Here is a 23,598-nt window from a genome sequence, read left to right as displayed (position 1 = left end):
CAATATGAACATTTACTGCGAAGCACTATGATGAACGATGTTGTTTTTGTTGTTTGTTCAGATAGAGCTGCGCATCGGAAGCCTGGTAGGCATCATTAATCGTATCATTGGGCTGCATATTATAAATCCCGGCAGAAAAATGGACTGTCTTATCCGGTGCGATAATTTGCAGGTTACGAATAATACGCTCCGGCAGATGGATAGCCAAATCCGCCGCGTAATCAACAAGAATAATACAGAACTCATCGCCGCCGAGGCGAATGGCGTAATCGCTTTTACGAATCGATGTTTTAATCGCTTTCGCCAACAGGGTAATAATTCGGTCGCCTTCCTGGTGCCCCTGGGTATCGTTGATCAGTTTTAACCTATCGCAATCAATAGCGACAAATGTCACCGGCGTCCCGGCATTGACCAGGCGTTGCAGTCGCTGTTCCAGCTCCGGTGTTAATATTTTACGGTTGTAAAGCCCGGTCATGGCATCGCTAATATTTTCGCGTGTGACGTTACGATAAAGCCGAAAGTGCATCCGTACCATATTAAGCAGGAGCGCCGTTGCCAGTAAGTAAAAGGCCAGCGCTTTCCAGGACGAGACAAGGAAATAGGTTAAATCAAGGGACAACGAAACGCGCAGTCCACCCGGGATATCATGGCTATAATTCACATATTGAAACAGATTATTTTTGCTTTGATTAATAATAATTTCTTTTCCGGAGTCCATATCCTTTAGTGTTACGTTAAGATAACGCCAAACCAGCGGACGATCCTGGGTATAAAAAATATTTTTTAAATTATCCTGGTTAACATCCACCATCACGATACCTTTTAACGTTCCCGCCAGATAGACTGGCGTTAAAAAGCTCATGACGTTTTCCTGGGTAATATCATCCATGTAAATACTTGAAATAACCGTACGGCCGGTAAAAAGTTTATCTATATCTTTTCTGTTAATACCCATTGTGCCTTTTTGTAAAAAAGTCCAACGATGCATGGCGAAGCGCCGTGAGTTGATTAAATCATAGAAATAGACATAATGTTTATTTAAATCAACGTAATAACGGAATTTAAGCTCCAGTGTGCCCAGCCCGTGACTGTGGTCGTCCTGCGAACGGTTGATGCTTACCGCCTGATCAAACGCAGGCAGTAAAAGGGCGTCATCAAGATTATCGGTACACTGTGTAGCGGCGGTTTGCAGGGTACCATGTAGCGCCGGATAATTATGCCGGGTCAGGTTGACACCGTGCGTACCGTTAATAGCCTCAAAGGCGTCGCAAAACGCGCGGCGTTTTTCTGCAGTGACGGGGTCTCCCGGCGCTTCAAAAGTTCGCATCAAATGTGCGGCGATGCTCTGATTCTGGTACTTATCGTACAAAAACGACGAATCGGCTCTCTCCATGATATAACGCATATAGGCATTCATTGCCCTGTCGCTGGCAATAAGTTCGTAAATCAGGAAGGACGATGTCAAAACGATGACGCTTGCCGAGATAAAGTGCCTGAGCGCTTTATGATGCAAATTCATGATGAACTACAGCCCTGAAAGTCGGATGCGTTAGTTTACCATAGCGATGAGAATTCCTCTAATAGACTGTTTAAAAATAAAACGTGTTGATGTTATGGAATAAAAATCATTCTCGATTTAATAAACCAATTAATACGCTTTGTTTATATTTTCAGGTGTGACTATTGTGATAAAAACTAAATTTTTAACCAACAATACTGATCTATTTGTGACAAAAAGAAAATAACCTTTATTATGATGATGAAAGGAGTGTGAAGTGGTAAGGATAATAATTTACTTCCGTTCTGAGGCTCTATGAAACGATTTAAAGAGATGGCTGTGATTTTATTTTTTGCATTACTGGCAGCAGGTTTTACGTCGTCGGCGATGGCGGATGATCCTTTTTCACATGTTTTGGATCATGTTTTTGATAAAGTCCCTGCCTGTCACATTGTTCCTCCTGGAGTGGGGCAACCAGGACATTTGGGGCCTTGGTCTTGGCCTTGGTGTTATTAACATGATGGAATTCTATTAATGGGTTAAATTACCCGATATGCTGGAATACCTTCATTCAGACTATTCGTGGGTAATTGCTTCAGTCATAAAAACCGAACACCAGGCTTATTAAAACCCGCCCGACATATGAACGGGCGGATTTATTTATGCGCTTTGATTGGCGCTCTGTTTCTGAAACAATTCGCGGAATACCGGATAAATATCCTCCTGATCGCGAATATGCTGCATGGCGAAGTTATCGAACGTCGCCTGCAGATGTTCATACTCGCGCCATAAGGTCTGGTGGGCGCGGCGGGTAATCTCGATATAGCTGTAATAGCGCACTACCGGCAGCAGTTTTTTCGCCAGAATCTCATGACACAGCGGTGAATCGTCGGCCCAGTTATCACCGTCTGACGCTTGCGCCGCATAGATGTTCCACTGCCCCGGGTCGTAGCGCTCTTTAACCACTTCATCCATGAGTTTAAGCGCGCTGGAGACAATCGTCCCGCCGGTCTCTTGCGAATAAAAGAACTCATGTTCGTCCACTTCCTTCGCCTGGGTATGGTGGCGGATATAAACCACTTCTACGTTCTTATATGTTCGGCTCAAAAACAGATAGAGCAGAATGTAAAAACGCTTGGCCATATCTTTGGTTGCCTGGTCCATCGAACCCGAGACGTCCATCAGACAGAACATCACCGCCTGGCTGGAGGGCTCAGGCCGTTTTTCATAATTTTTATAGCGTAAATCAAAGGTGTCGATAAACGGCACTCGCTCGATTTTAGCCCGTAGTTCGGCAATCTCCCGACGTAATCGCTCCTCTTCAAGCAGTTGCGCTGGTTCGCTGTGGCTGATGGTCTCCAGTTCCGTTTCCAGGGCGTGCAGTTCGCGGCGTTTTCCTGCCGTCATTGCTGTACGGCGCGCCAGAGAGTTTTGTAGCGAACGTACCACGCTGATATTGGCCGGTACGCCGTTTGAGGTGAAACCGGCGCGGTGAGTTTTATACTCGTTAAGCTGGCGATGCTGGTTTTTCTTCAGATTAGGCAGCGCTAAATCTTCAAAGAGCAGATCCAGATACTCATCTTTTGAAATCTGAAAAACAAACTCATCCTGGCCTTCGCCGTCCTGGCTGGCCTGACCTTGACCGCTACCGGAACCGCCGCCGCCACCGCCTTGCGGACGCTCAATGCGATCATTCTGGATAAAGTGATCGTTACCCGGATGGACGCGATGGCGCAGACCGCCGCGCCCCTGATGAAACATCGGTTCGCTAATATCATCGGTTGGAATAGAGACGGACTCTCCGCTGTCGACATCGGTCACAGAGCGTTTATTAATCGCTTCGGAAATCGACTGCTTAATTTGTGCTTTATAACGACGCAAAAAGCGCTGGCGATTCACCGTGCTTTTATTTTTGCCGTTAAGACGTCGGTCTATGAACCAGGTCATATGCCCCCCGTACTGCCAACTGAGCGCCTGTTCTGTCAGTGCCGGATAGCGCTAACGCTTAGCCAGTCTACAGAACATTACTTTGTAGGCCCGGTAAGCGCAAGCGCCACCGGGCATTAACATCACGACGATTTACGCACGCGCAGGTACCACTCGCACAGCAAACGAACCTGCTTACGGGTATACCCTTTCTCCATCATCCGATCGACAAAGTCGTCATGCTTTTTCTGCTCGTCAGTCGACGTTTTGGCGTTAAAAGAAATGACCGGCAACAGCTCTTCAGTATTGGAGAACATTTTTTTCTCAATCACCGTGCGCAGCTTCTCGTAACTGGTCCAGTTTGGATTACGGCCGCTATTGTTGGCTCTGGCGCGCAGGACAAAGTTTACTATCTCATTACGGAAATCTTTCGGGTTACTGATACCCGCTGGTTTTTCAATTTTTTCCAGTTCGGCGTTCAGCGACTCGCGATCGAACAGTTGACCGGTATCCGGGTCGCGATACTCCTGATCCTGAATCCAGAAATCCGCATAAGTCACGTAACGATCAAAAATGTTCTGCCCGTACTCAGAATAAGATTCGAGATAGGCCGTCTGGATCTCCTTGCCGATAAATTCGGCGTATTTCGGGATCAGGTAGCCTTTCAGGAACTCCAGATAACGCTCAGCCTGCTCCTGCGGGAACTGCTCGCGCTCGATTTGTTGTTCCAGAACGTAGAACAGATGTACCGGGTTTGCCGCCACTTCCGCATGGTCGAAGTTGAATACGCGGGAGAGGATCTTAAAGGCGAATCGGGTGGAGAGACCGTTCATCCCTTCGTCCACACCCGCATAGTCGCGATACTCCTGGTACGATTTAGCTTTGGGGTCGGTATCTTTCAGGCTTTCACCGTCATAAACGCGCATTTTCGAGTAAATACTGGAATTTTCCGGCTCTTTCAGGCGGGAAAGAATCGAGAAGCGCGAAAGCGTTTCCAACGTGCCCGGCGCGCAGGGCGCATGAGCCAGCTCGCTATGATTAAGCAGTTTCTCGTAGATTTTGATCTCTTCGGAGATTCTCAGGCAATAAGGCACCTTCACAATATAGACACGGTCGAGGAACGCTTCGTTATTTTTATTGTTACGGAAAGTCACCCATTCAGATTCGTTTGAGTGGGCAAGTATGATGCCATTAAAGGGCAGGGCGGAAATACCTTCCGTACCATTGTAGTTACCTTCCTGAGTTGCGGTCAGCAAGGGGTGCAGCACCTTAATAGGCGCTTTAAACATCTCGACGAACTCCATGATCCCCTGGTTAGCGCGGCACAGCGCGCCAGAGTAACCATACGCATCCGGATCGTTCTGGGCGTGATGTTCGAGTTTACGAATATCCACCTTGCCGACCAGCGCCGAAATATCCTGGTTGTTTTCATCGCCGGGTTCCGTTTTGGCGATGGCAATCTGCTCCAGAATGGAGGGCCAGACTTTCACCACGCGGAATTTAGTAATATCGCCGCCAAACTCATGCAGGCGTTTGGCCGCCCACGGGGACATAATCGTACCGAGATAGCGGCGCGGAATACCGTACTCTTTTTCCAGAATCTGCGCGTCTTCCTGCGGATTAAACAGGCATAACGGATGATCGTTGACCGGACTACGCTCGCCGTTGGCGCTTAAAACATAAATTGGCACGCGCTGCATTAGCGATTTCAGCCGTTCAGCGAGCGATGATTTGCCACCCCCCACAGGTCCCAGCAAATAGAGAATTTGCTTCTTCTCTTCCAGCCCTTGCGCCGCATGTTTCAGATAAGAGACAATCTGTTCAATCGCGTCTTCCATGCCGTAAAACTCTTCAAACGCAGGATAGCGAGCAATAACCCGGTTGGAGAAGAGTCGGGAAAGTCGGGGTTCCTGGGCAGTGTCGACCATATTAGGCTCGCCGATAGCCATTAATAGCCGCTCTGCCGCGTTGGCATAAGCACTGCGATCTTGCCGACAAATGGTAAGAAAATCCTGCAGTGTGAACTCTTCGTCCTTGGCAGCTTCGTAACGCTGGCGATAGTGATCGAATATATTCATGATATGCCATCCTTTCGTTTTTTCGCACATGTTAAGAGCCGTTCATATGAATAGTAGAGGCTCCCGGAAGAGGTAGACTGAACGCCGTCTCTGCTAAGGAAAAAAGCAACTCTCATGCCATTTTATTGGTCAGAAGATCAACGTGTCCGGTGATACACCTTCTTAACATTAAGCGTAGATGGCATTTGCAAAACTTGCCTGTACGCGTCAGTGGATTTCGATGACATATCAATAACTCATCAGGTAGAAAAGGCTGGTGGATATCAGAAAAAGCGTTCCCGGTCACATAACGATCATCAGCCGATCATCTGAAAATAATCGGTGGTGGTGATATTAAACGGTTACATTGTGTAAAATAGTTGGGCTTACAGGTATTGGCGGTTACACTTTTGCCGCAGAACATTTGAATAAGGAATTATGGATTGTGACCAAACTTAAACTTCTGGCTCTTGGCGTGTTTATTGCAACATCCGCCAGCGTCGCGCACGCTGAAAGCAACCTGACGTTGGGCGCAGGCGTTGGTGTGGTTGAACACCCTTATAAAGATTACGATAGCGATGTTTATCCGATACCGGTCATCGCTTATGAAAGCGAAAACTTCTGGTTCCGTGGTCTGGGCGGCGGGTACTACTTGTGGAATGACAATGCCGATAAGTTGTCAATCATGGCATACTGGTCCCCGATGTACTTCAAACCGGGCGACAGCGATGACCATCAGTTGCGTCGTCTGGACAGGCGTAAAAGTACTATGATGGCGGGCGTTTCTTACGCGCATCACACCCAGTATGGATTCCTGCGTACCTCACTGGCAGGGGATACGTTAGATAACAGTAACGGTATTGTCTGGGATCTGGCCTGGCTGTATCGGTATACCAATGGCGGGCTGACCTTAACGCCAGGTATCGGGGTTGAATGGAATAGCGAGAACCAGAACGATTACTATTACGGCGTATCACGTAAAGAATCTTCACGTAGCGGCCTGCGCGGCTATAACCCGAACGATAGCTGGAACCCGTATCTTGAACTTAGCGCTAACTATAATTTCGCCGGTAACTGGAGCGTATATGGTACTGCGCGCTACACCCGCCTGTCGGATGAAATTACCGACAGCCCGATGGTGGATAAATCCTGGACCGGTATCCTTTCTACTGGCGTGACCTATAGATTCTGATTGATTGAATTTGCCGGAAAAACCATGACAAAGCCTGCGTTATGCAGGCTTTGTGCTGTCTGAAACGCGAACATGGCGGCTTGCATAAATGCGCTGTTGACCGGGGATGGCGCAGCCTTACGTGATTTATACTTTGTTACATCAATTTAAAAAACTAGCCTTTTATATGAAAAATCCAGGTGATTACAACTGCGCTAACAATTAGCGTAATAATTGTTGCAATGCTGGCTGATATCGCCCTGTCACGTCCCGCTTATGCTATACCCATTCTTCACAGCGAGTAAGACGAATGAGCATAGTATTCAATACCGTAGCCAAGCCCAGCGGCAGTCTGTGTAACTTATCCTGCAAGTACTGTTTCTATCTTGATAAACCCCGGGGCCAGCGCGTCATGTCTGACGATGTGCTGGAGACGTATATCCGCCGGGTAATTGATGATACGCCATCCTCAGAGGTCTCGTTTTGTTGGCAGGGGGGAGAGCCGACGCTATGCGGTCTTTCTTTTTATCAAAAAGTGGTGTGCTTGCAGCAACGCTATGCCAACGGCAAAACTATTTACAACAGTCTGCAAACCAATGGCGTATTAATCAATGAAGAGTGGGCGGCTTTCTTTGCGCAGCACCAGTTCCTGATTGGTATATCGATTGATGGGCCGCAAGTCGTTCATGATAATTACCGGAGAACGCCGTCAGGGCGGGCGTCTTTTTCCCGAGTCGTTAATGCTATCCGCCTTCTGCAGGCAAATGATGTCGAGTTCAACACGCTCACTGTCGTGAATGATGCGTCATGCCGTCATGGCAACGCTATTTATCATTTTTTGACGCAGGAACTGGAAAGTAAACACCTGCAATTTATTCCCATTGTTGAGCCGCTCGCGCAAAAAGCGCAGCGTTCTTTGACGTTATCTGACAATGAGGATTCGCCTTCGCTGATGCCCTTTTCCGTTACGCCTGAAGGGTGGGGCGCCTTTATGTGCGATGTTTTTGATCAATGGATACGTCACGATGTCGGACGCATATTCGTACAGCTTTTTGACAACTTACTTGGCGTCTGGATGGGGGAGCCCGCCACGCTTTGTACGATGCAGTCGACCTGCGGGCAAAGTTTGCTGGTGGAGCAGAATGGCGACGTGTTTAGCTGCGACCATTTTGTTTTTCCCGCCTATAAACTGGGCAATCTGCAGCAACACTCTTTAGAAGAAATGGCGGCCTCTCCTTTTCAGCAGCAGTTTGGCGCGGCTAAAGCAAACCTTTCCTCACGCTGCCAGAACTGTACGTGGCGCTTTGCCTGTCACGGCGGTTGTCCGAAACATCGAATTTGCATGGACGGCGGCGAACGGCAAAATTATCTCTGTAAAGGATATCTGGAGTTCTTTCAACATGTGACGCCCTATATGAATGTGATGCGTCAATTATTACTGAATCAGCGACCCGCCGCGCATATTACCCGCATCGTCGACATGATTGCGGATGACGTTCGTCTGTGACAAGAAAATCGCCCCCTTGCGCGGTATGATGCCGGACATTACCGTAGGGTCTAAGAGTCCTGTATTGTTTTACCGTCGAGTGACATTGAAAAGGAAATGAAATCAGTGAAAAACGTAACGTTTTGCGGGCAGGTGACGCTTCCTGCCATCGGACAGGGAACATGGTATATGGGCGAGCGCGCGGATCAACGTCAGCGCGAGGTTTCGGCGCTGCGCGCGGGGCTGGATTTGGGGTTACGCCTTATTGATACAGCGGAAATGTATGCCGACGGCGGGGCGGAAAAGGTCGTGGGCGAGGCGCTGGCAGGGCGACGCGATGAGGCATTTCTGGTGTCAAAAGTGTACCCGTGGAACGCTGGCGGCCAGAAGATAGTTGCCGCCTGTGAAGAAAGCCTGCGTCGTCTGAAAACAGATTATCTCGATCTCTATCTATTGCACTGGGCCGGAAGCTTTTCATTCGAAGAGACCGTTGAAGGTATGGAGCGGCTAATCGCGCAGGGGAAAATTCGCCGTTGGGGAGTCTCTAATCTTGATTATGACGATATGCAGGCGCTGTGGCGCATCCCCGGGGGACAGCAATGCGCGACAAATCAGGTGCTCTATCATCTGGCGTCACGCGGTATTGAGTATGATTTATTGCCGTGGTGTCAACAACAGCGAATGCCAGTGATGGCCTATAGCCCGCTGGCGCAGGCTGGCCGGTTACGTAGCGGTTTACTGAATCATCCGGTGGTGAATGAAATTGCGCAAGCGCATAACGCTACGGCGGCGCAAATCTTACTGACGTGGGTGATTGCGCATCCGGGCGTGATGGCGATCCCGAAAGCCGGAAGTACAGAACACGTGAAGCAAAATGCGGCGGCGCTTGAGATCGCCTTGTCAGCAAACGAACTTGCCTTACTGGACAACGCCTGGCCTGCGCCAAAAGGGAAAACCGCGTTGGATATGGTGTGACGCCGGATAAAATGTGTAAGCGCCGCCATCCGGCAGGTCATGCCTGATGGCGGCTGACGCCTTTCAGATCCTATAGCAACGCCGTTATCCATTCACTTTTAGCGTTTAGCGACGCAGATAGTCTGCGCCAGACGAGAGGGTTTTTCTTCTGTGGCTTGTTGCGGCGCAGTAGCGTAAACCGTTTCAACGCAGACAAACGTTTTATAGCCGTCATCCGGCATGTCGCCCATGCTGACGGACAACGCCGGGCCAGGGTTCCAGCCTACGACGTTAAGGTGATGGTGGTGGACTACATCAATCGTGCGGTTTAATGTCGCATCGTGGATCACGCTACATGCTTCAGGATTGAGGTAAACGCGATCGGTACGGTCCGGAAAGGTTTGTATACCGTCGGTCAGGACACCTTCTTTAGCGTCGTTAACTTTATCAATAAACCGATCGCCGAGTCCGCTGACCTTAACGTTGGCGATGTCGCCAACGTTAAAATAGCTGTGGAGCGCGGATGTGGTTGCAAACTCGCCATGCGCTTCCAGTTCAATTTCACAGGTTTTGCCCACTTTAAAACGTGCCAGCAGCGTGAAATCGTGCGGCCAGTATTTCCGGGTGGCCTCACTGCTTTGCAGCTCAAATGTCAGCATTACGCCATTATCATCTTCATTATGCGCTTTTAGCGCCCACGGTAGATTACGCGCAAAGCCGTGTGACGGCAGACCCTGTTGAGCCGCAGGTCCAAACCAGGGCCAGCAGATCGGTACGCCGCCGCGTAGCGCCACGCCGGTTTTGAAAGGCGTATTATTACTGAGCCACAATACCTCTTCCTCGCCAACGGGTTTCCAGGAGAGAAGGTGCGCGCCCTGTAATGCAAAAGAGGCTTTAACCTGCGGATGGTCAACGACGATCAGATCCAGGTCATCAAGCTGACGACGGGAAAGGACAGGGGTAAGCTGTTCGATAACCGGGAGGGCAAAAATTTTATTAATCATTACGCAATCCTCTTAACCCTAAATAATTCGAGTTGCATGACAAGGCGCTTGTGCCTTGACCAGTGCTTGCGCTGGCCCGTAGAGGCGAGGCCGCAGGCCGAGTAACGCGGCAAGTGAACGACAAATTCATCGGGAACGAATTTGAACAACCGTAGGTAATCTCCGGCCAGGGACATGGACATCCCTGATTCATCCCGATAAGTTCGACTTCCGTCAGTGATTCGGGTGAGAAAGCATAGCCAACACACCTGCAACTTGAAGTATGACGGGTATATCTTTAAGCAAAAAAAAGAGCGACCTGAGTCGCTCTTACCAATGACTGTGTCATCTCAACTTATTTGGAGATGTGAGCAATCAGGTCCAGTACTTTGTTGGAGTAACCGGTTTCGTTATCGTACCAGGAGACCAGTTTCACGAAGTTGTCGTTCAGCGCGATGCCTGCTTTAGCATCGAACACGGAAGTGCATACTTCGCCGTTGAAATCGGTAGATACAACGTCGTCTTCGGTGTAACCCAGAACGCCTTTCATTTCGCCTTCGGCAGCAGCTTTAACAGCAGCTTTGATCTGCTCGTAGGTAGCCGCTTTTTCCAGACGAACGGTCAGGTCAACAACGGATACGTTCGGAGTAGGAACGCGGAACGCCATACCGGTCAGTTTGCCATTCAGTTCCGGCAGTACTTTACCTACCGCTTTAGCAGCGCCAGTAGAGGACGGGATGATGTTCTGAGATGCGCCGCGGCCGCCGCGCCAGTCTTTGTGAGACGGGCCGTCAACGGTTTTCTGGGTTGCGGTAGTCGCGTGAACAGTAGTCATCAGACCTTCGATGATGCCGAAGTTGTCGTTGATAACTTTAGCCAGCGGCGCCAGGCAGTTGGTGGTGCAGGAAGCGTTGGAAACGATGTCCTGGCCTTCGTATTTGTCAAAGTTAGCGCCTTTAACAAACATTGGGGTGTTGTCTTTAGACGGACCCGTCAGAACCACTTTTTTCGCGCCAGCGGTGATGTGTTTACGCGCGGTTTCGTCAGTCAGGAAGATACCGGTAGCTTCAGCCACTACGTCAACACCAACTTCGTCCCATTTCAGGTTAGCCGGATCGCGTTCAGCGGTAACACGGATTTTTTTACCGTTAACGATCAGATGACCGTCTTTCACTTCAACAGTACCGTCGAAACGGCCGTGAGTGGAGTCATATTTCAGCATGTATGCCATGTACTCTGCGTCTAACAGGTCGTTGATTGCAACGATCTCGATGTCAGAACGTTTCTGAGCAGCACGGAAAACAATGCGACCGATACGGCCAAAACCGTTGATACCTACTTTGATAGTCATATATTCCACCAGCTATTTGTTAGTGAATAAAAGGTTGCCTGTAAAATTACAAAAACCTTACGCAGCGTCAAGCGGAATCGTGTCAATCATTGCGACAAATCAATCCTCTGCACAACCTTTGCGCGGCTGATTCGCCTCACTCTTCCTTTCGGCTTGAAACCACATGGGGGCGCCGCCCCGAATTTTAAAGGGCAACCGAGATAATAATGTGACACCAGTCACGATTCGTGAGCCGCCATTTCGCAATGATCAAGTTTAGAACAAAAGTTGGTACTGAGGTGTTAATGTTTTGTTAGAATCGGTCAGGCAATGTGAGCACGTTTAAAGTGAGATGTGAGCAAATGGCTAACCAACCTTCAGCAGAAGAACTCAAGAAAAAATTGTCCGAAATGCAATTCTACGTGACGCAGGATCGTGGCACAGAACCGCCATTTACCGGACGCCTGCTACATAATAAACGCGATGGGGTTTATCACTGCCTGGTCTGTGATACGCCGCTTTTTCACTCCCACACCAAATACGATTCAGGCTGCGGCTGGCCTAGCTTTTACCAGCCTGTCAGCGAAGAGGCGATTCGTTACATAGACGATTTCTCTCATGGCATGCAGCGTGTCGAAATTCGTTGCGGAAACTGTGATGCGCATCTCGGACACGTTTTCCCGGACGGGCCGCAGCCAACCGGTGAGCGCTATTGCGTTAATTCGGCCTCGCTGGCCTTTTCTGACGAGAAAAACGGCGATCAACTGAAAGGCTGAAAAAACGATTCAGCAAATTATTCCACAGGAGCGGACACATCATGAATCTTGATGAGATCATTAACAGCATGACGCCGGAAGTGTATCAACGTTTATCCACCGCCGTTGAGCTGGGTAAATGGCCGGATGGCGTGGCGTTGACGCCGGAACAGAAAGAAAACAGCCTGCAACTGGTGATGCTATGGCAGGCGCGGCACAATACCGAAGCGCAACATATGACGATCGATACTCACGGTCAGATGGTGATGAAAAGCAAGCAGCAGCTCAAAGCGGATTTCGGTATTACGTCAAAGCCGATTGCGACATTGAAAATGCAGTAACGGCAGCCGGATAAGAGGTAGCCGCCATCCGGCGGTTTCATTGCCGATGCGTTGTGCTTACCGGGCCTGCACATTGCTGTCAGGCACAGGCCCGCCATATTTTTACGAATAACGCTTAATGTCCAGCGAGTCCGCCAACTGTGTCGCTAACTGATTATTGTCATCGGTGCCTTATTCCCAGAACATTGCGCCAGCCAGCCCGCGCTTTTTAATCTGTTTCGTTAGAAGCGCTCTCCAGCCTGCGTTGAGCTTTGCCTGGTAGCGACGCTGACGTGACGTATCCGGCCCAAAGATCTATGCAATGGTCTCACCGTTGCGTGATGTATTGACCGGATACGATACCTGCTCCGCTACCTGGCGACAGCCTGGCCCTGCGTCTCTTCCCAGTCTGCCAGCGTATACAGCGTCGCGCCTGCCGCCGCCATCTCCATAAACGCGTGTGCGCTATCCTGCGGGTGAATATTCACGCCGCGACAGCCATCGGTGATAACGTTAACGGCATAGCCCAACTCTAGCGCATCCAGCACCGTAAATTTTACGCAGTAATCGGTCGCCAACCCCATCACGATAAGCTCGGTAACGTCATGCTCGCGAAGCCAGGTATCAAGGGTAGTTTTCTGCCGATGTTCGTTGTCAAAAAACGCGCTGTAGCTATCAATCAGCGGGTTTTCACCCTTATAGATGCAGGCGTCAATCGCATGTTGGTTAAGCAGGGGATGTAACGCCGCGCCGTCGGTATGTTGAACGCAGTGATCCGGCCAGAGCGTTTGCGGCAGCCCGTCCAGCTCTCCCTGACTATAGGGTTCCGCCTGATGCTGGCTGGCGAAGCTGCCATGCTGCGCGGGATGCCAGTCCTGGCTGGCCAGCACCGGAATCTGCCGGGGCTGGCACCAGTCAATAAGAGCGTTGGCGATGTCGATGGTGCTGTCGCCTTCCGCTACAGCCAGCGCGCCGCCGGCGCAAAAGTCATTTTGCAAGTCGACCAGTAATAAGGCCTGGTTTGTCATTATCTTCTCCTTGTCGTCGGGATTTTTTAATCATCCGGCGTCAATTCACCACGCAAGTTTTGCGCCATCGCGCTACGAATCGCCTGAGTGTCCAGACCCTGGCTTAACAAATAATGCAGTTTGGTTAAGGTGGCTTCGACGGTCATATCGGCACCGCCAATCACGCCAGCGTGCGCCAGCGCATTACCGGTAGCGTACCCGCCCATATTGACTCGCCCTGACATGCATTGCGTCAGGTTAACCACCACGATGCCGCGCGAACTGGCCTCTTTCAGCTCCTGTAAAAACGCTTTATTTTGCGGCGCGTTGCCTACGCCATAAGAGCGCAGAATCAGCGCTTTTACCGGCTGACGCAGAAAGTTACGTACTACCTCGGCGGAAATCCCCGGATAAATCGTCACTACGCCTATCGGCTGCGGCGTAATAGGGTGAACGATTAATTCACCAGAACCGTAGGGCGCGGGAGGCGTATTTAAACGGCGAATGTGAATTCCTGCTTCCAGCAAGGGCGGCAGATTGGGAGAGGCAAAAGCGTCAAACCCATCCGCATGGGCTTTGGTCGTGCGATTGCCGCGGAACAGACGATTATTAAAAAACAGCGTTACTTCATTAATAGGGTAGTTGGCGGCGACATAAAGCGCATTCAGCAAATTAATTTGCCCGTCGGAACGCAGCTCAGCCAGCGGAATTTGTGACCCTGTCACAATAACCGGTTTACCCAGATTTTCCAGCATGAAAGAGAGCGCCGATGCGGTAAACGCCATCGTGTCGGTGCCGTGCAGAATAACAAAACCGTCATACTCATCGTAGTGCGCTTTGATATCTGCAGCGATATGCTGCCAGTCTTCCGGCGTCATATCTGATGAATCCATCAGCGGGGCATATTCATGGATGGTAAAATCCGGCATCTCCGGGCGGTGGAATTCCGGCATCAGCGCCAGCTGACGCTGAAGGTGCCCGGACACCGGGATATACCCTTTATCTGAGCGCTGCATACCGATAGTACCGCCGGTATAGGCAACGTAAATTGATTTCTTTTGCATGATAATGTTCAGTCGTGTCGCGAAGGACGTATTAATGATTATCGGATGGCGGCTATGAGCAGACGCCGCCATCCGGTATGGCTATTGATGAAGCATTAGCGCACGTTCGCGCAAGTCAAACAGAACGCATAACGGTTTTGCGGATCGTTAAATGCCGCCAGTTTATCCCCCTCGGCCTTCACCGTGTTGGCGGCGGAAACGAGCGGCGCCGGGAGCATCGCCTGAATGGCCTCCGGCAGCATGGCGCGTACAGATCCGGTCATACTGTCCATGACCATATCAAGGACAGTCGGTTCGTCCTGATAGTAATCAAGATGCCACTGTTTCAGTTTCGCCAGCTCCGCCGCTTTGGCGACGGCGTCGTCAAAGTCGCCGAGACTGTCCACCAGACCATTGGCTTTCGCGTCTTCTCCGGTCCAGACATGGCCTTGAGCGATTTTGTCAATCTGCTCCGGCGTACGCTTACGCGCGTCTGCCACCAGCGTGATAAAGCGTTTGTAGCCGTACTCAATACTGAGTTGCATCATCTGCTGCACTTCCGGTGACAGCGCTTTGGTCATCGAAATATCCGCCAGCGGCGAGGTGGAAACGCCGTCGCTGTGTACGCCAATCGACGACAGGCTGTTTTCTACCGTATTAATTACGCCGAAGATGCCAATTGAACCCGTCAGCGTGCTGGGGCTGGCCACGATATAGTTTGCCGGCGTAGAGATCCAGTAACCGCCGGAGGCCGCCATACCGCCCATTGAGACCACCACCGGTTTGCCAGCTGCTCTTGCCGCCGCCAGTTCGGCGCGGATAACTTCGGAGGCGTTGACGCTACCGCCTGGGCTATTGACGCGCAGCACAATCGCTTTCACTTTAGGATCAAGGCGTGCGTCGCGGATCTGCGATGCCGTAGTGTCGCCGCCGACATTCCCTGGCGTTTCTTCGCCATCCATAATCGCGCCATTGGCGAAAATAACCGCAATAGTACCGCCGGTATCCGCAGGCGTTTTCAGCGAATAATCGTAATAGCTGATCGCGCGATAGTTATTTTCGGTTTTGCTCCAGCCAAACTGCTTCGTCAGCGCTTTTTCAACATCTGCGCTGGAGGCGAGGGCGTCCACCAGTTTATGGTCGAGCGCATATTTGGCGGTGTCGCCGCCCACGCTGGTTAACCCGTCGATAATAGCCTGCGCGCCGGGGAAGAGTTGTTGCGGCGAAATCTGGCGATTGGCAGAAACGGTATGCAGGTAGTTCTGCCACAGTTCGCCTATCCAGCGGCTGTCGGCCTCGCGGGCGGCGGGCGACATATCGTCGCGGATAAACGGCTCGACGGCGGATTTATAGGTGCCGACCCGGAAAACGTGGGTAGAGACTTTCAGTTTATCCAGCAGCGTTTTGTAGTACAGGCCATTCGTAGCGAAGCCGTGAAGATCTACCTGACCCTGTGGGGAAAGCCAAATTTTATTGGCGAAACTGGCGAGGTAATACTGACCCTGGCTGTAGTTTTCACCCACGGCGAAAACCGGTTTGCCGCTATCGCGGAATTCGCGCAGCGCTTTACCGATATAGCGCATTGACGGCTGATCGGCACCGGTGAAGTTTTTCAGATCCAGAACGATACCCGTGATGTTACGGTCATCTTTCGCCTGACGAATAGCGTTGACGATGTCAAACAGGGAGTTTTCCTGCAGACGGTCGGAGCTGGCGCCAAATAACTGGCGTCCCAGCGCGCCCAGACGGTGATTGGTGGAGGGTTTATCCACAATGACGCCGGAAATATCCAGCAGCAGAGCGCCGCGCGCGGTTTGCTCACTGTTGCTGCCGTTACCGATCTGCATCCAGATCCCAACGCCCACCAGGACCAGAAAAATAAAGAACAGGTTGAGTACCATTTCACGGACGAAGTTCAACACTCGCCACGTCCATTTAAAAAATCCGGCAATAAATCGCCACAGGGTTCGCATGTATTCTCCCTATCTGAGTAACAACGCTTGTACCTTGGTGAGGATAAAGCATTAAGATGTGGCTATCGTAATGACCCATCAGGCAGTTGTCAGCAGGAATCACTGCCTGCGCTGTAACAAAATCTGCTCCCGTGTTAATTTTGTGAATAAATATCATTGCTGGAGTTAATCAAATGGATGCACTAGAACTGCTGGTCAACCGTCGTAGCGCCTCTCGTCTCGCAGAACCGGCGCCTGTCGGAGAGCAATTACAGAACATTCTGCGGGCGGGAATGCGTGTTCCCGATCATAAATCTCTACAGCCATGGCGTTTTTTTGTGATTGAAGGAGAGGGGCGCGACCGCTTCAGCGCCGTACTTGAACAAGGCGCTGTCGCTGCCGGGGGCGATGAGAAAGCGATCGAAAAAGCGCGTAATGCGCCGTTTCGCGCGCCGCTGATCATTACCGTGGTGGCGAAATGCGAAGAAAACCATAAGGTTCCGATGTGGGAACAGGAGATGTCTGCCGGATGCGCGGTGATGGCGATGCAAATGGCGGCGATTGCGCAAGGGTTTAATGGTATCTGGCGTAGCGGCGCATTAACGGAGAGCGCTATCGTGCGGGAAGCCTTTGAGTGCCGCCCGCAGGATAAAATTGTTGGTTTTCTCTATCTCGGCACGCCGCAGCTCAAAGCGTCAACGACGATCAGTACCCCCGACCCCACGCCGTTTGTGCGTTATTTCTGACGCTGAGGGATAAAACTGTCTGGATTCTGAGCAAAGGCGCGGTAATTCAGACAGTGATACTTACCACATCAGGGAATGAGCGCTACCATAGCGCGAATGCAATGACAGGAGATGTCCATGAGCGAGCAAGCCATTCGTTTAACGCAATACAGCCACGGCGCTGGTTGCGGTTGTAAAATTTCCCCTAAAGTGCTGGAGACTATCCTGCATAGCGAGCAGGCGAAGTTCGTCGACCCGAACCTGCTGGTGGGTAATGAAACCCGCGATGATGCGGCGGTTTACGATCTGGGTAATGGCACCAGTATCATCAGCACCACCGACTTCTTTATGCCGATAGTCGACAACCCGTTTGATTTTGGCCGCATTGCGGCAACAAACGCCATCAGCGATATTTTTGCGATGGGCGGCAAACCGATTATGGCGATCGCGATCCTTGGCTGGCCGATTAACACCCTGTCGCCCGATATTGCGCGTGAAGTGACCGAGGGGGGGCGCTTTGCCTGCCGTCAGGCCGGTATCGCGCTGGCGGGCGGACACTCTATTGACGCCCCGGAGCCGATCTTTGGTCTCGCGGTCACAGGCGTAGTGCCGACCGAACGGGTGAAGAAAAACAGTACCGCGCAGGCGGGATGCAAACTCTTTCTGACCAAACCGTTGGGGATTGGCGTGTTGACCACCGCCGAGAAAAAATCGCTGCTTAAACCTGAACATCAGGGGCTGGCGACGGAAGTCATGTGTCGGATGAACGTTGCTGGCGCGGCGTTTGCCAATATCGACGGCGTAAAAGCTATGACTGACGTTACCGGTTTTGGCCTGCTGGGGCACCTGAGCGAGATGTGCCAGGGCGCAGGCGTGCAGGCGCTGCTTTGCTATCAGGACATCCCTAAACTGCCGGGCGTGGAAGAGTATATTGCTCTGGGCGCCGTACCGGGCGGCACAGAGCGCAACTTCGCCAGCTATGGTCATCTGATGGGCGACATGTCGCGTGAAGTTCGTAGCCTGCTGTGCGATCCGCAAACGTCAGGCGGTCTGTTGTTGGCGGTAACGCCGGACGCCGAAGACGATGTTAAAGCCACCGCGGCGGAATTTGGTATCGATCTGACCGCGATTGGCGAACTGGTCGAGGCCCGCGGCGGTCGCGCTATGGTTGAGATTCGTTAACCTGATGCGGTTGTTTATTGCCGAAAAACCGAGTCTGGGGCGCGCCATTGCGGATGTGCTGCCAAAACCGCACCGTAAAGGCGATGGTTTTATTGAGTGCGGAAACGGGCAGGTCGTCACCTGGTGTATTGGTCATTTGCTGGAACAGGCGCAGCCGGATGCGTATGACAGCCGTTATGCGCGCTGGAATCTGGCTGACCTGCCTATCGTGCCGGAAAAATGGCAGCTTCAGCCTCGTCCTTCCGTCACCAAACAGCTCAATGTGATTAAGCGCTTTTTGCATCAAGCCGGTGAAATTATTCACGCCGGCGACCCGGATCGCGAAGGACAGCTTCTGGTTGATGAAGTGCTGGATTATCTCCAGCTTCCTGCCGAAAAGCGCCAGCAGGTGCGGCGTTGTCTGATAAACGACCTTAACCCGCAGGCGGTCGAGCGTGCTATCGACAGGCTGCGGGCGAACAGCGACTTCGTGCCGCTGTGCGTCTCCGCGCTGGCGCGAGCGCGAGCGGACTGGCTGTATGGCATTAATATGACCCGCGCTTACACGATCCTGGGCCGGAATGCCGGCTATCAGGGCGTGTTATCCGTGGGACGCGTGCAGACGCCGGTACTGGGGCTGGTGGTGCGGCGAGACGAAGAGATTGAGAACTTCGTCGCCAAAGACTTCTTTGAAGTGAAGGCGCACATCGTTACGCCTGCCGAGGAGCGTTTTACCGCTATCTGGCAGCCGAGCGAGGCGTGCGAACCTTATCAGGATGAAGAGGGGCGCTTGCTTCATCGTCCGCTGGCGGAGCATGTAGTGAACCGAATCAACGGTCAGCCCGCGCTGGTAACCAGTTATAATGATAAACGGGAATCAGAATCCGCGCCGCTGCCGTTTTCGCTCTCGACGCTACAGATTGAAGCCGCTAAACGCTTTGGCCTGAGCGCGCAAAACGTGCTTGATATTTGTCAGAAGCTATATGAAACCCACAAACTGATTACCTATCCGCGTTCCGACTGCCGTTATCTGCCGGAAGAACACTTTGCCGGACGGCAGGCGGTCATGAACGCGATTAGCGTCCACGCCCCGGATTTACTGCCGCAGTCTGTGGTTAATCCTGATACGCGCAATCGCTGCTGGGATGACAAAAAAGTGGATGCGCACCACGCGATTATCCCGACGGCGCGCAGTTCTTCTGTCCATCTGACGGAAAACGAAGCGAAAGTGTACACCCTGATTGCGCGTCAGTATCTGATGCAGTTCTGCCCGGACGCGGTGTTTCGTAAATGCGTTATTGAACTGGAAATCGCCAAAGGGAAATTTGTCGCCAAAGCGCGTTTTCTGGCGGAGGCCGGTTGGCGGACGTTACTGGGCAGTAAAGAGCGCGACGAGGAAAACGACGGTACGCCGCTGCCGGTTGTCGCCAAAGGTGATGAGTTGCTGTGTGAAAAGGGGGAAGTGGTCGAGCGCCAAACCCAGCCGCCGCGTCATTTCACCGATGCGACATTGCTTTCCGCGATGACCGGAATTGCCCGCTTCGTGCAGGATAAAGATCTGAAAAAGATTCTGCGCGCGACCGATGGGCTGGGGACGGAAGCCACGCGCGCCGGGATTATCGAGCTGCTGTTCAAACGTAGCTTTCTGACCAAAAAAGGGCGCTATATTCATTCTACCGATGCTGGCAAAGCGTTAATACATTCGCTGCCGGAAATGGCGGCCCGTCCAGATATGACCGCTCACTGGGAATCTGTTTTGACGCAAATCAGCGAAAAACAGTGCCGTTACCAGGATTTTATGCAACCGCTGGTCGGCACGTTATATCAGCTGATCGAGCAGGCTAAGCGCACGCCGGTGAAGCGCTTCAGAGGGATAGTCGCGCCAGGCGGTGGAGACAAGAAAAAGAGCGCGCCGCGTAAGCGAGCGGGCAAAAAAAGCCCGCCTGCTGAGGAGACAGGCCGTCAGACCGAATAAGCGTAAAGCCATCTGGCCTGACGACGGGATTAAATGACGCCCTGCGCCAGCATGGCGTCGGCGACTTTCACGAAACCGGCGATGTTGGCGCCCTGAACGTAGTTGGTATGCTTATTATCGCCGCCGTACTCGACACAGGCGTGGTGGATATCCAGCATAATGTGATGCAGACGGGCGTCCACTTTCTCGGCTTTCCAGCTCAACCGCGCGGCGTTCTGCGCCATTTCCAGCCCCGATGTCGCCACGCCGCCCGCGTTGGCGGCTTTACCCGGCGCAAACAGTACGCCTGCCTCAAGGAAGAGATCGGTCGCTTCAATCGTGGTTGGCATATTTGCCCCTTCCGCCACGGCTTTTACGCCATTGGCAATCAGTACGCGCGCGGCGTCAACGTCCAGTTCGTTCTGCGTCGCGCATGGCAGGGCGATATCCACCGGTACGCTCCAGGGCTGCTGGCCTTCCAGATAGGTTAAGCCAAACTCACGGGCGTAGTCAGCGACGCGACCGTCACGGCTGGCTTTAATTTCACACAGACGCGCCAGCTTCTCTGGCGTGAAGCCACTTTCATCGACCACTGTCCCGCTCGAATCCGACGCGGTAACCACGCGCGCGCCAAAGGCCATCGCTTTCTCAATGGCGTATTGCGCTACGTTGCCGGAGCCGGACACGGCGACGCGCATCCCTTCGAAACCAAGACCATGACGTTTAAGCATCGCTTCAGTGAAGTAGACCAGGCCATAGCCCGTCGCCTCCGGGCGAATCAGGCTTCCGCCGAAGGAAAGCCCTTTGCCGGTGAAGACGCAGGCGCTGTTATTGGAAAGCTTGCGCATCATTCCCGCCATAAAGCCCACTTCGCGCCCGCCCACGCCGATATCCCCGGCAGGTACGTCGGTATCCGGCCCTAAATGGCGATACAGTTCAGTCATCAGCGCCTGGCAGAAACGCATCACTTCGCCTTCGCTTTTCCCTTTCGGATCGAAATCACTGCCGCCTTTACCGCCGCCCATCGGCAACGTGGTGAGGGCATTTTTAAAGGTTTGCTCAAAGCCGAGGAACTTAAGGATGGAAAGGTTTACCGAAGGATGAAAGCGCATACCGCCTTTATAGGGGCCGATAGCAGAGTTGAACTGCACGCGCCAGGCGCGATTTACCTGCACCTGGTTTTTGTCGTCCAGCCACACTACGCGAAACTGAATTACGCGCTCTGGTTCAACCAAACGTTCCAGTAAAGACATGTGGCGGTAACGGGGGTTTTGTTCAAGAAACGGCCACAGGGTGGTCATGACTTCACGGACGGCTTGCGCGAACTCGGTTTGATGCGGGTCGCGCTTTTGTACATGGTTGAGGAACGATTCCAGAGAACATGTCTGATCCATAGATATAAAAACCTCTTATATATTAATGTGGTTGTATTTGCGTTTTATCAGAATATGTATTTGCAGTTTTCGACTATACCATCAGCAATGTGACGGTAAGCAAGAAAAAAATGACGCTGCTAAGTAAATTCATAACGGGGCGAGGGTCATAACTAAAAGCGATGACAAAAGAGGATTAAAGTTTTCACGGCGGCTTACCGTTATACTGAGAATATGCTTAGAAAAATAAGGAAATCCTATGCGCCGAAGCCTCGTGGTCGCCGTGATGGCGATAATGCCAATGGTCGGGCTGGCAAACCAGAACAGTCGTCCTGATATTCAGGTGAATGTCCCGCCGGAAGTTTTCAGCACGCGCGGTCAGTCGTCCCAGCCCTGCATTCAGTGCTGCGTTTACCAGGATCAGAATTACTCCGAAGGTGCGGTAATAAAAGTGGAAGGCGTCTTGCTCCAGTGCCAGCGTGACGAAAAAACCATCAGCACGAATCCGTTAGTCTGGCGTCGCGTAAAGCCATAAACGCCTGCAATAGCGGAATATCCGCCGGGGCGAGGGGGTACTCCAGCGCCTCTTCCGGCGTACACCAGGCTAATGCCTGATGTTCCAGCGCACGTATCAGACCGTTAAAAGCAGGCACATGCCAGGCGTGCAAATGAATTCGTCGGCCAGACACGTCGCGTTGATGGCTGGCGATATAGACGCCGGGCGTGGCGTCAATCCCTAACTCTTCGCGTAGCTCGCGGACAAGCGCCTGCGGCTGGGTTTCGCCGGGTTCGACTTTACCGCCGGCAAACTCCCATAAACCGGCTTGATCCGCATGAGCTGGGCGCTGGGCCAGCAGAATTTTGCCGTCGCGTTCAATGATGGCGGCAACAACATCGAGTTTTTTTATCATTGTCGTTAAGGTCGTTATTCCTGCCGGGAAGCGTCGCGCTATCCCGGCCTTACGGTTAATCAGAAAGCGGAATCAAACACGAAACGTCGCCCAGACCGGCGCATGGTCGGAGGGTTTTTCCATACTGCGAATGTCGTAGTCTATACCGGTTTCTGCGCAACGTTCCGCCAGCGGAGCGCTTGCCAGCAAGAGGTCGATACGCAGCCCGCGATTATCCACGAAACCTTTTGAGCGGTAATCAAACCACGAAAATTTATCCATCGTTTGCGGATTCGCCTGACGGAACGTGTCCACTAATCCCCACTTCAGTAACCGCGACATCCATTCACGCTCCTCCGGCAGGAAGGAGCATTTACCGGTACGCAGCCAGCGTTTGCGGTTCTCTTCGCCGATGCCAATATCCAGATCGGTCGGGCTGATATTCATGTCGCCCATAATTAATACCGGATTATCGCACTTGAGTTCCGTTTCAAGATAGTTTTGCAAGTTCTGGTAAAACTGCGCTTTCGCGGGGAACTTCAACGGATGATCCCGGCTTTCCCCCTGCGGGAAATAGCCGTTAATGACGGTGATATTACCCAGCGGCGAGGGGATTTCCGCCATGATAATGCGGCGTTGCGCCTCTTCGCCATCATCCGGGAAACCGCGTCTGACGGAAATGGGCGTGGCTTTTGTTAGCAGCGCGACGCCGTAATGGCCCTTTTGTCCATGATAGAAAACGTTATAGCCCAGCTTCGCGACCTCTTCGAGCGGGAACATTTCGTCGTGGACTTTTGTCTCCTGTAGACCGATCACATCGGGCTGGTGTTTTTCGACAATCGCTTCAAGCTGATGGGGACGGGCGCGCAGGCCGTTGATATTAAAAGAGACAAATTTCATAGTCACTGCCACTTTGCAAGGTGAATCGTGTTGGGATGGTAACAGAAATTTTACCGGGTGACTGCCACTCATCGTCAGATTCGGCCAATGGAAGCATGTGGTGTTTTCTATAG

21 protein-coding genes are annotated in these 23,598 nt (G+C 52.0%); 10 read left to right on the top strand and 11 right to left on the bottom strand.

Annotation, left to right across the window (positions count from 1 at the left end; genetic code table 11):
• Positions 1 to 25: 25 nt before the first annotated feature.
• The gene (dgcJ, locus tag ABVM99_RS02465) at positions 26 to 1,519 is read right to left on the bottom strand and encodes a diguanylate cyclase DgcJ (RefSeq protein ID WP_017440988.1); all 1,494 of its coding nucleotides are present in this window, start codon (positions 1,517 to 1,519) and stop codon (positions 26 to 28) included.
• A 294-nt stretch (positions 1,520 to 1,813) separates the two neighbouring features.
• On the opposite strand from dgcJ, the gene ABVM99_RS02460 reads away from it, so the two are divergent.
• A complete protein-coding gene (locus ABVM99_RS02460) occupies positions 1,814 to 2,014 on the top strand; it encodes a hypothetical protein (RefSeq protein ID WP_016705258.1) in 201 nt (66 codons plus the stop codon).
• Between the two features lie 144 nt (positions 2,015 to 2,158).
• Here the strand turns inward: ABVM99_RS02460 and ABVM99_RS02455 are convergent, their stop codons facing one another.
• Positions 2,159 to 3,445 carry a YeaH/YhbH family protein gene (locus ABVM99_RS02455; RefSeq protein WP_000219714.1) on the bottom strand — a complete coding sequence of 429 codons (1,287 nt, stop codon included), beginning with the start codon at positions 3,443 to 3,445 and terminating at the stop codon, positions 2,159 to 2,161.
• A gap of 122 nt (positions 3,446 to 3,567) precedes the next feature.
• Positions 3,568 to 5,502: a protein kinase YeaG gene (yeaG, locus tag ABVM99_RS02450; RefSeq protein WP_001518010.1), complete on the bottom strand. Its 1,935-nt coding sequence runs from the start codon at positions 5,500 to 5,502 to the stop codon at positions 3,568 to 3,570.
• 424 nt (positions 5,503 to 5,926) lie between these two features.
• On the opposite strand from yeaG, the gene ABVM99_RS02445 reads away from it, so the two are divergent.
• From ABVM99_RS02445 to ABVM99_RS02435, 3 genes are all read left to right on the top strand, one after another.
• A complete protein-coding gene (locus ABVM99_RS02445; RefSeq protein ID WP_000163762.1) occupies positions 5,927 to 6,673 on the top strand; it encodes a MipA/OmpV family protein in 747 nt (248 codons plus the stop codon).
• A 289-nt stretch (positions 6,674 to 6,962) separates the two neighbouring features.
• Positions 6,963 to 8,159: an anaerobic sulfatase maturase gene (locus ABVM99_RS02440; RefSeq protein ID WP_023194980.1), complete on the top strand. Its 1,197-nt coding sequence runs from the start codon at positions 6,963 to 6,965 to the stop codon at positions 8,157 to 8,159.
• Positions 8,160 to 8,255: 96 nt separating this feature from the next.
• Complete coding sequence (locus ABVM99_RS02435; RefSeq protein WP_000843751.1) at positions 8,256 to 9,113, top strand: aldo/keto reductase; 858 nt, start codon at positions 8,256 to 8,258, stop codon at positions 9,111 to 9,113.
• 98 nt (positions 9,114 to 9,211) lie between these two features.
• Here the strand turns inward: ABVM99_RS02435 and ABVM99_RS02430 are convergent, their stop codons facing one another.
• On the bottom strand, positions 9,212 to 10,096 hold the full coding sequence (locus ABVM99_RS02430; protein ID WP_000608662.1) for a D-hexose-6-phosphate mutarotase: 885 nt from the start codon (positions 10,094 to 10,096) through the stop codon (positions 9,212 to 9,214).
• A gap of 334 nt (positions 10,097 to 10,430) precedes the next feature.
• On the bottom strand, positions 10,431 to 11,426 hold the full coding sequence (gapA, locus tag ABVM99_RS02425) for a glyceraldehyde-3-phosphate dehydrogenase (RefSeq protein ID WP_000153505.1): 996 nt from the start codon (positions 11,424 to 11,426) through the stop codon (positions 10,431 to 10,433).
• Positions 11,427 to 11,767: 341 nt separating this feature from the next.
• Here gapA and msrB point away from each other — a divergent pair, with 341 nt between their 5' ends.
• The gene (gene msrB / locus ABVM99_RS02420; protein ID WP_001519539.1) at positions 11,768 to 12,181 is read left to right on the top strand and encodes a peptide-methionine (R)-S-oxide reductase MsrB; all 414 of its coding nucleotides are present in this window, start codon (positions 11,768 to 11,770) and stop codon (positions 12,179 to 12,181) included.
• A gap of 41 nt (positions 12,182 to 12,222) precedes the next feature.
• Complete coding sequence (locus tag ABVM99_RS02415) at positions 12,223 to 12,501, top strand: YeaC family protein (RefSeq protein ID WP_001046864.1); 279 nt, start codon at positions 12,223 to 12,225, stop codon at positions 12,499 to 12,501.
• 350 nt (positions 12,502 to 12,851) lie between these two features.
• On the opposite strand, the gene pncA is transcribed toward ABVM99_RS02415, so the two are convergent.
• The 3 genes from pncA to sppA all read right to left on the bottom strand — a co-directional run bounded on the left by pncA (position 12,852) and on the right by sppA (position 16,503).
• Complete coding sequence (pncA, locus tag ABVM99_RS02410; RefSeq protein ID WP_023194573.1) at positions 12,852 to 13,508, bottom strand: bifunctional nicotinamidase/pyrazinamidase; 657 nt, start codon at positions 13,506 to 13,508, stop codon at positions 12,852 to 12,854.
• A gap of 26 nt (positions 13,509 to 13,534) precedes the next feature.
• Positions 13,535 to 14,551, bottom strand: coding sequence for an asparaginase (gene ansA / locus ABVM99_RS02405; RefSeq protein ID WP_001170134.1), 1,017 nt, complete (start codon positions 14,549 to 14,551; stop codon positions 13,535 to 13,537).
• Positions 14,552 to 14,646: 95 nt separating this feature from the next.
• Positions 14,647 to 16,503, bottom strand: coding sequence for a signal peptide peptidase SppA (gene sppA / locus ABVM99_RS02400; RefSeq protein ID WP_001259874.1), 1,857 nt, complete (start codon positions 16,501 to 16,503; stop codon positions 14,647 to 14,649).
• 173 nt (positions 16,504 to 16,676) lie between these two features.
• Between sppA and ABVM99_RS02395 the strand changes: the two genes are divergently transcribed.
• The 3 genes from ABVM99_RS02395 (at position 16,677) to topB (ending at position 20,343) form a co-directional block, all read left to right on the top strand.
• A complete protein-coding gene (locus ABVM99_RS02395) occupies positions 16,677 to 17,228 on the top strand; it encodes an NAD(P)H nitroreductase (RefSeq protein WP_000339311.1) in 552 nt (183 codons plus the stop codon).
• A gap of 117 nt (positions 17,229 to 17,345) precedes the next feature.
• Positions 17,346 to 18,389: a selenide, water dikinase SelD gene (gene selD, locus ABVM99_RS02390; RefSeq protein ID WP_001294900.1), complete on the top strand. Its 1,044-nt coding sequence runs from the start codon at positions 17,346 to 17,348 to the stop codon at positions 18,387 to 18,389.
• A 4-nt stretch (positions 18,390 to 18,393) separates the two neighbouring features.
• Positions 18,394 to 20,343 carry a DNA topoisomerase III gene (gene topB, locus ABVM99_RS02385; RefSeq protein WP_017440991.1) on the top strand — a complete coding sequence of 650 codons (1,950 nt, stop codon included), beginning with the start codon at positions 18,394 to 18,396 and terminating at the stop codon, positions 20,341 to 20,343.
• 29 nt (positions 20,344 to 20,372) lie between these two features.
• Here topB and gdhA read toward each other — a convergent pair whose 3' ends face one another.
• Positions 20,373 to 21,716: an NADP-specific glutamate dehydrogenase gene (gdhA, locus tag ABVM99_RS02380; protein WP_000372865.1), complete on the bottom strand. Its 1,344-nt coding sequence runs from the start codon at positions 21,714 to 21,716 to the stop codon at positions 20,373 to 20,375.
• Positions 21,717 to 21,954: 238 nt separating this feature from the next.
• Between gdhA and ABVM99_RS02375 the strand changes: the two genes are divergently transcribed.
• Entirely contained in the window at positions 21,955 to 22,230 is a 276-nt protein-coding gene (locus ABVM99_RS02375; protein ID WP_001254682.1) for a YnjH family protein, read from the top strand.
• On the opposite strand, the gene ABVM99_RS02370 is transcribed toward ABVM99_RS02375, so the two are convergent.
• Together ABVM99_RS02370 and xthA are read right to left on the bottom strand one after the other, a co-directional pair.
• On the bottom strand, positions 22,190 to 22,606 hold the full coding sequence (locus ABVM99_RS02370) for a pyrimidine (deoxy)nucleoside triphosphate diphosphatase (protein ID WP_000592137.1): 417 nt from the start codon (positions 22,604 to 22,606) through the stop codon (positions 22,190 to 22,192). The two genes, ABVM99_RS02375 and ABVM99_RS02370, sit on opposite strands and share 41 nt — an antisense overlap.
• A 72-nt stretch (positions 22,607 to 22,678) precedes the next feature.
• The gene (xthA, locus tag ABVM99_RS02365; protein WP_000673954.1) at positions 22,679 to 23,485 is read right to left on the bottom strand and encodes an exodeoxyribonuclease III; all 807 of its coding nucleotides are present in this window, start codon (positions 23,483 to 23,485) and stop codon (positions 22,679 to 22,681) included.
• Positions 23,486 to 23,598: the final 113 nt, after the last annotated feature.

This window comes from Salmonella sp. SJTUF15591 (assembly GCF_043356435.1).
Classification (GTDB): domain Bacteria; phylum Pseudomonadota; class Gammaproteobacteria; order Enterobacterales; family Enterobacteriaceae; genus Salmonella; species Salmonella enterica.
Note: the sequence above shows the minus strand (reverse complement) of the source record. Positions and strands in the feature narration are given on the sequence as shown.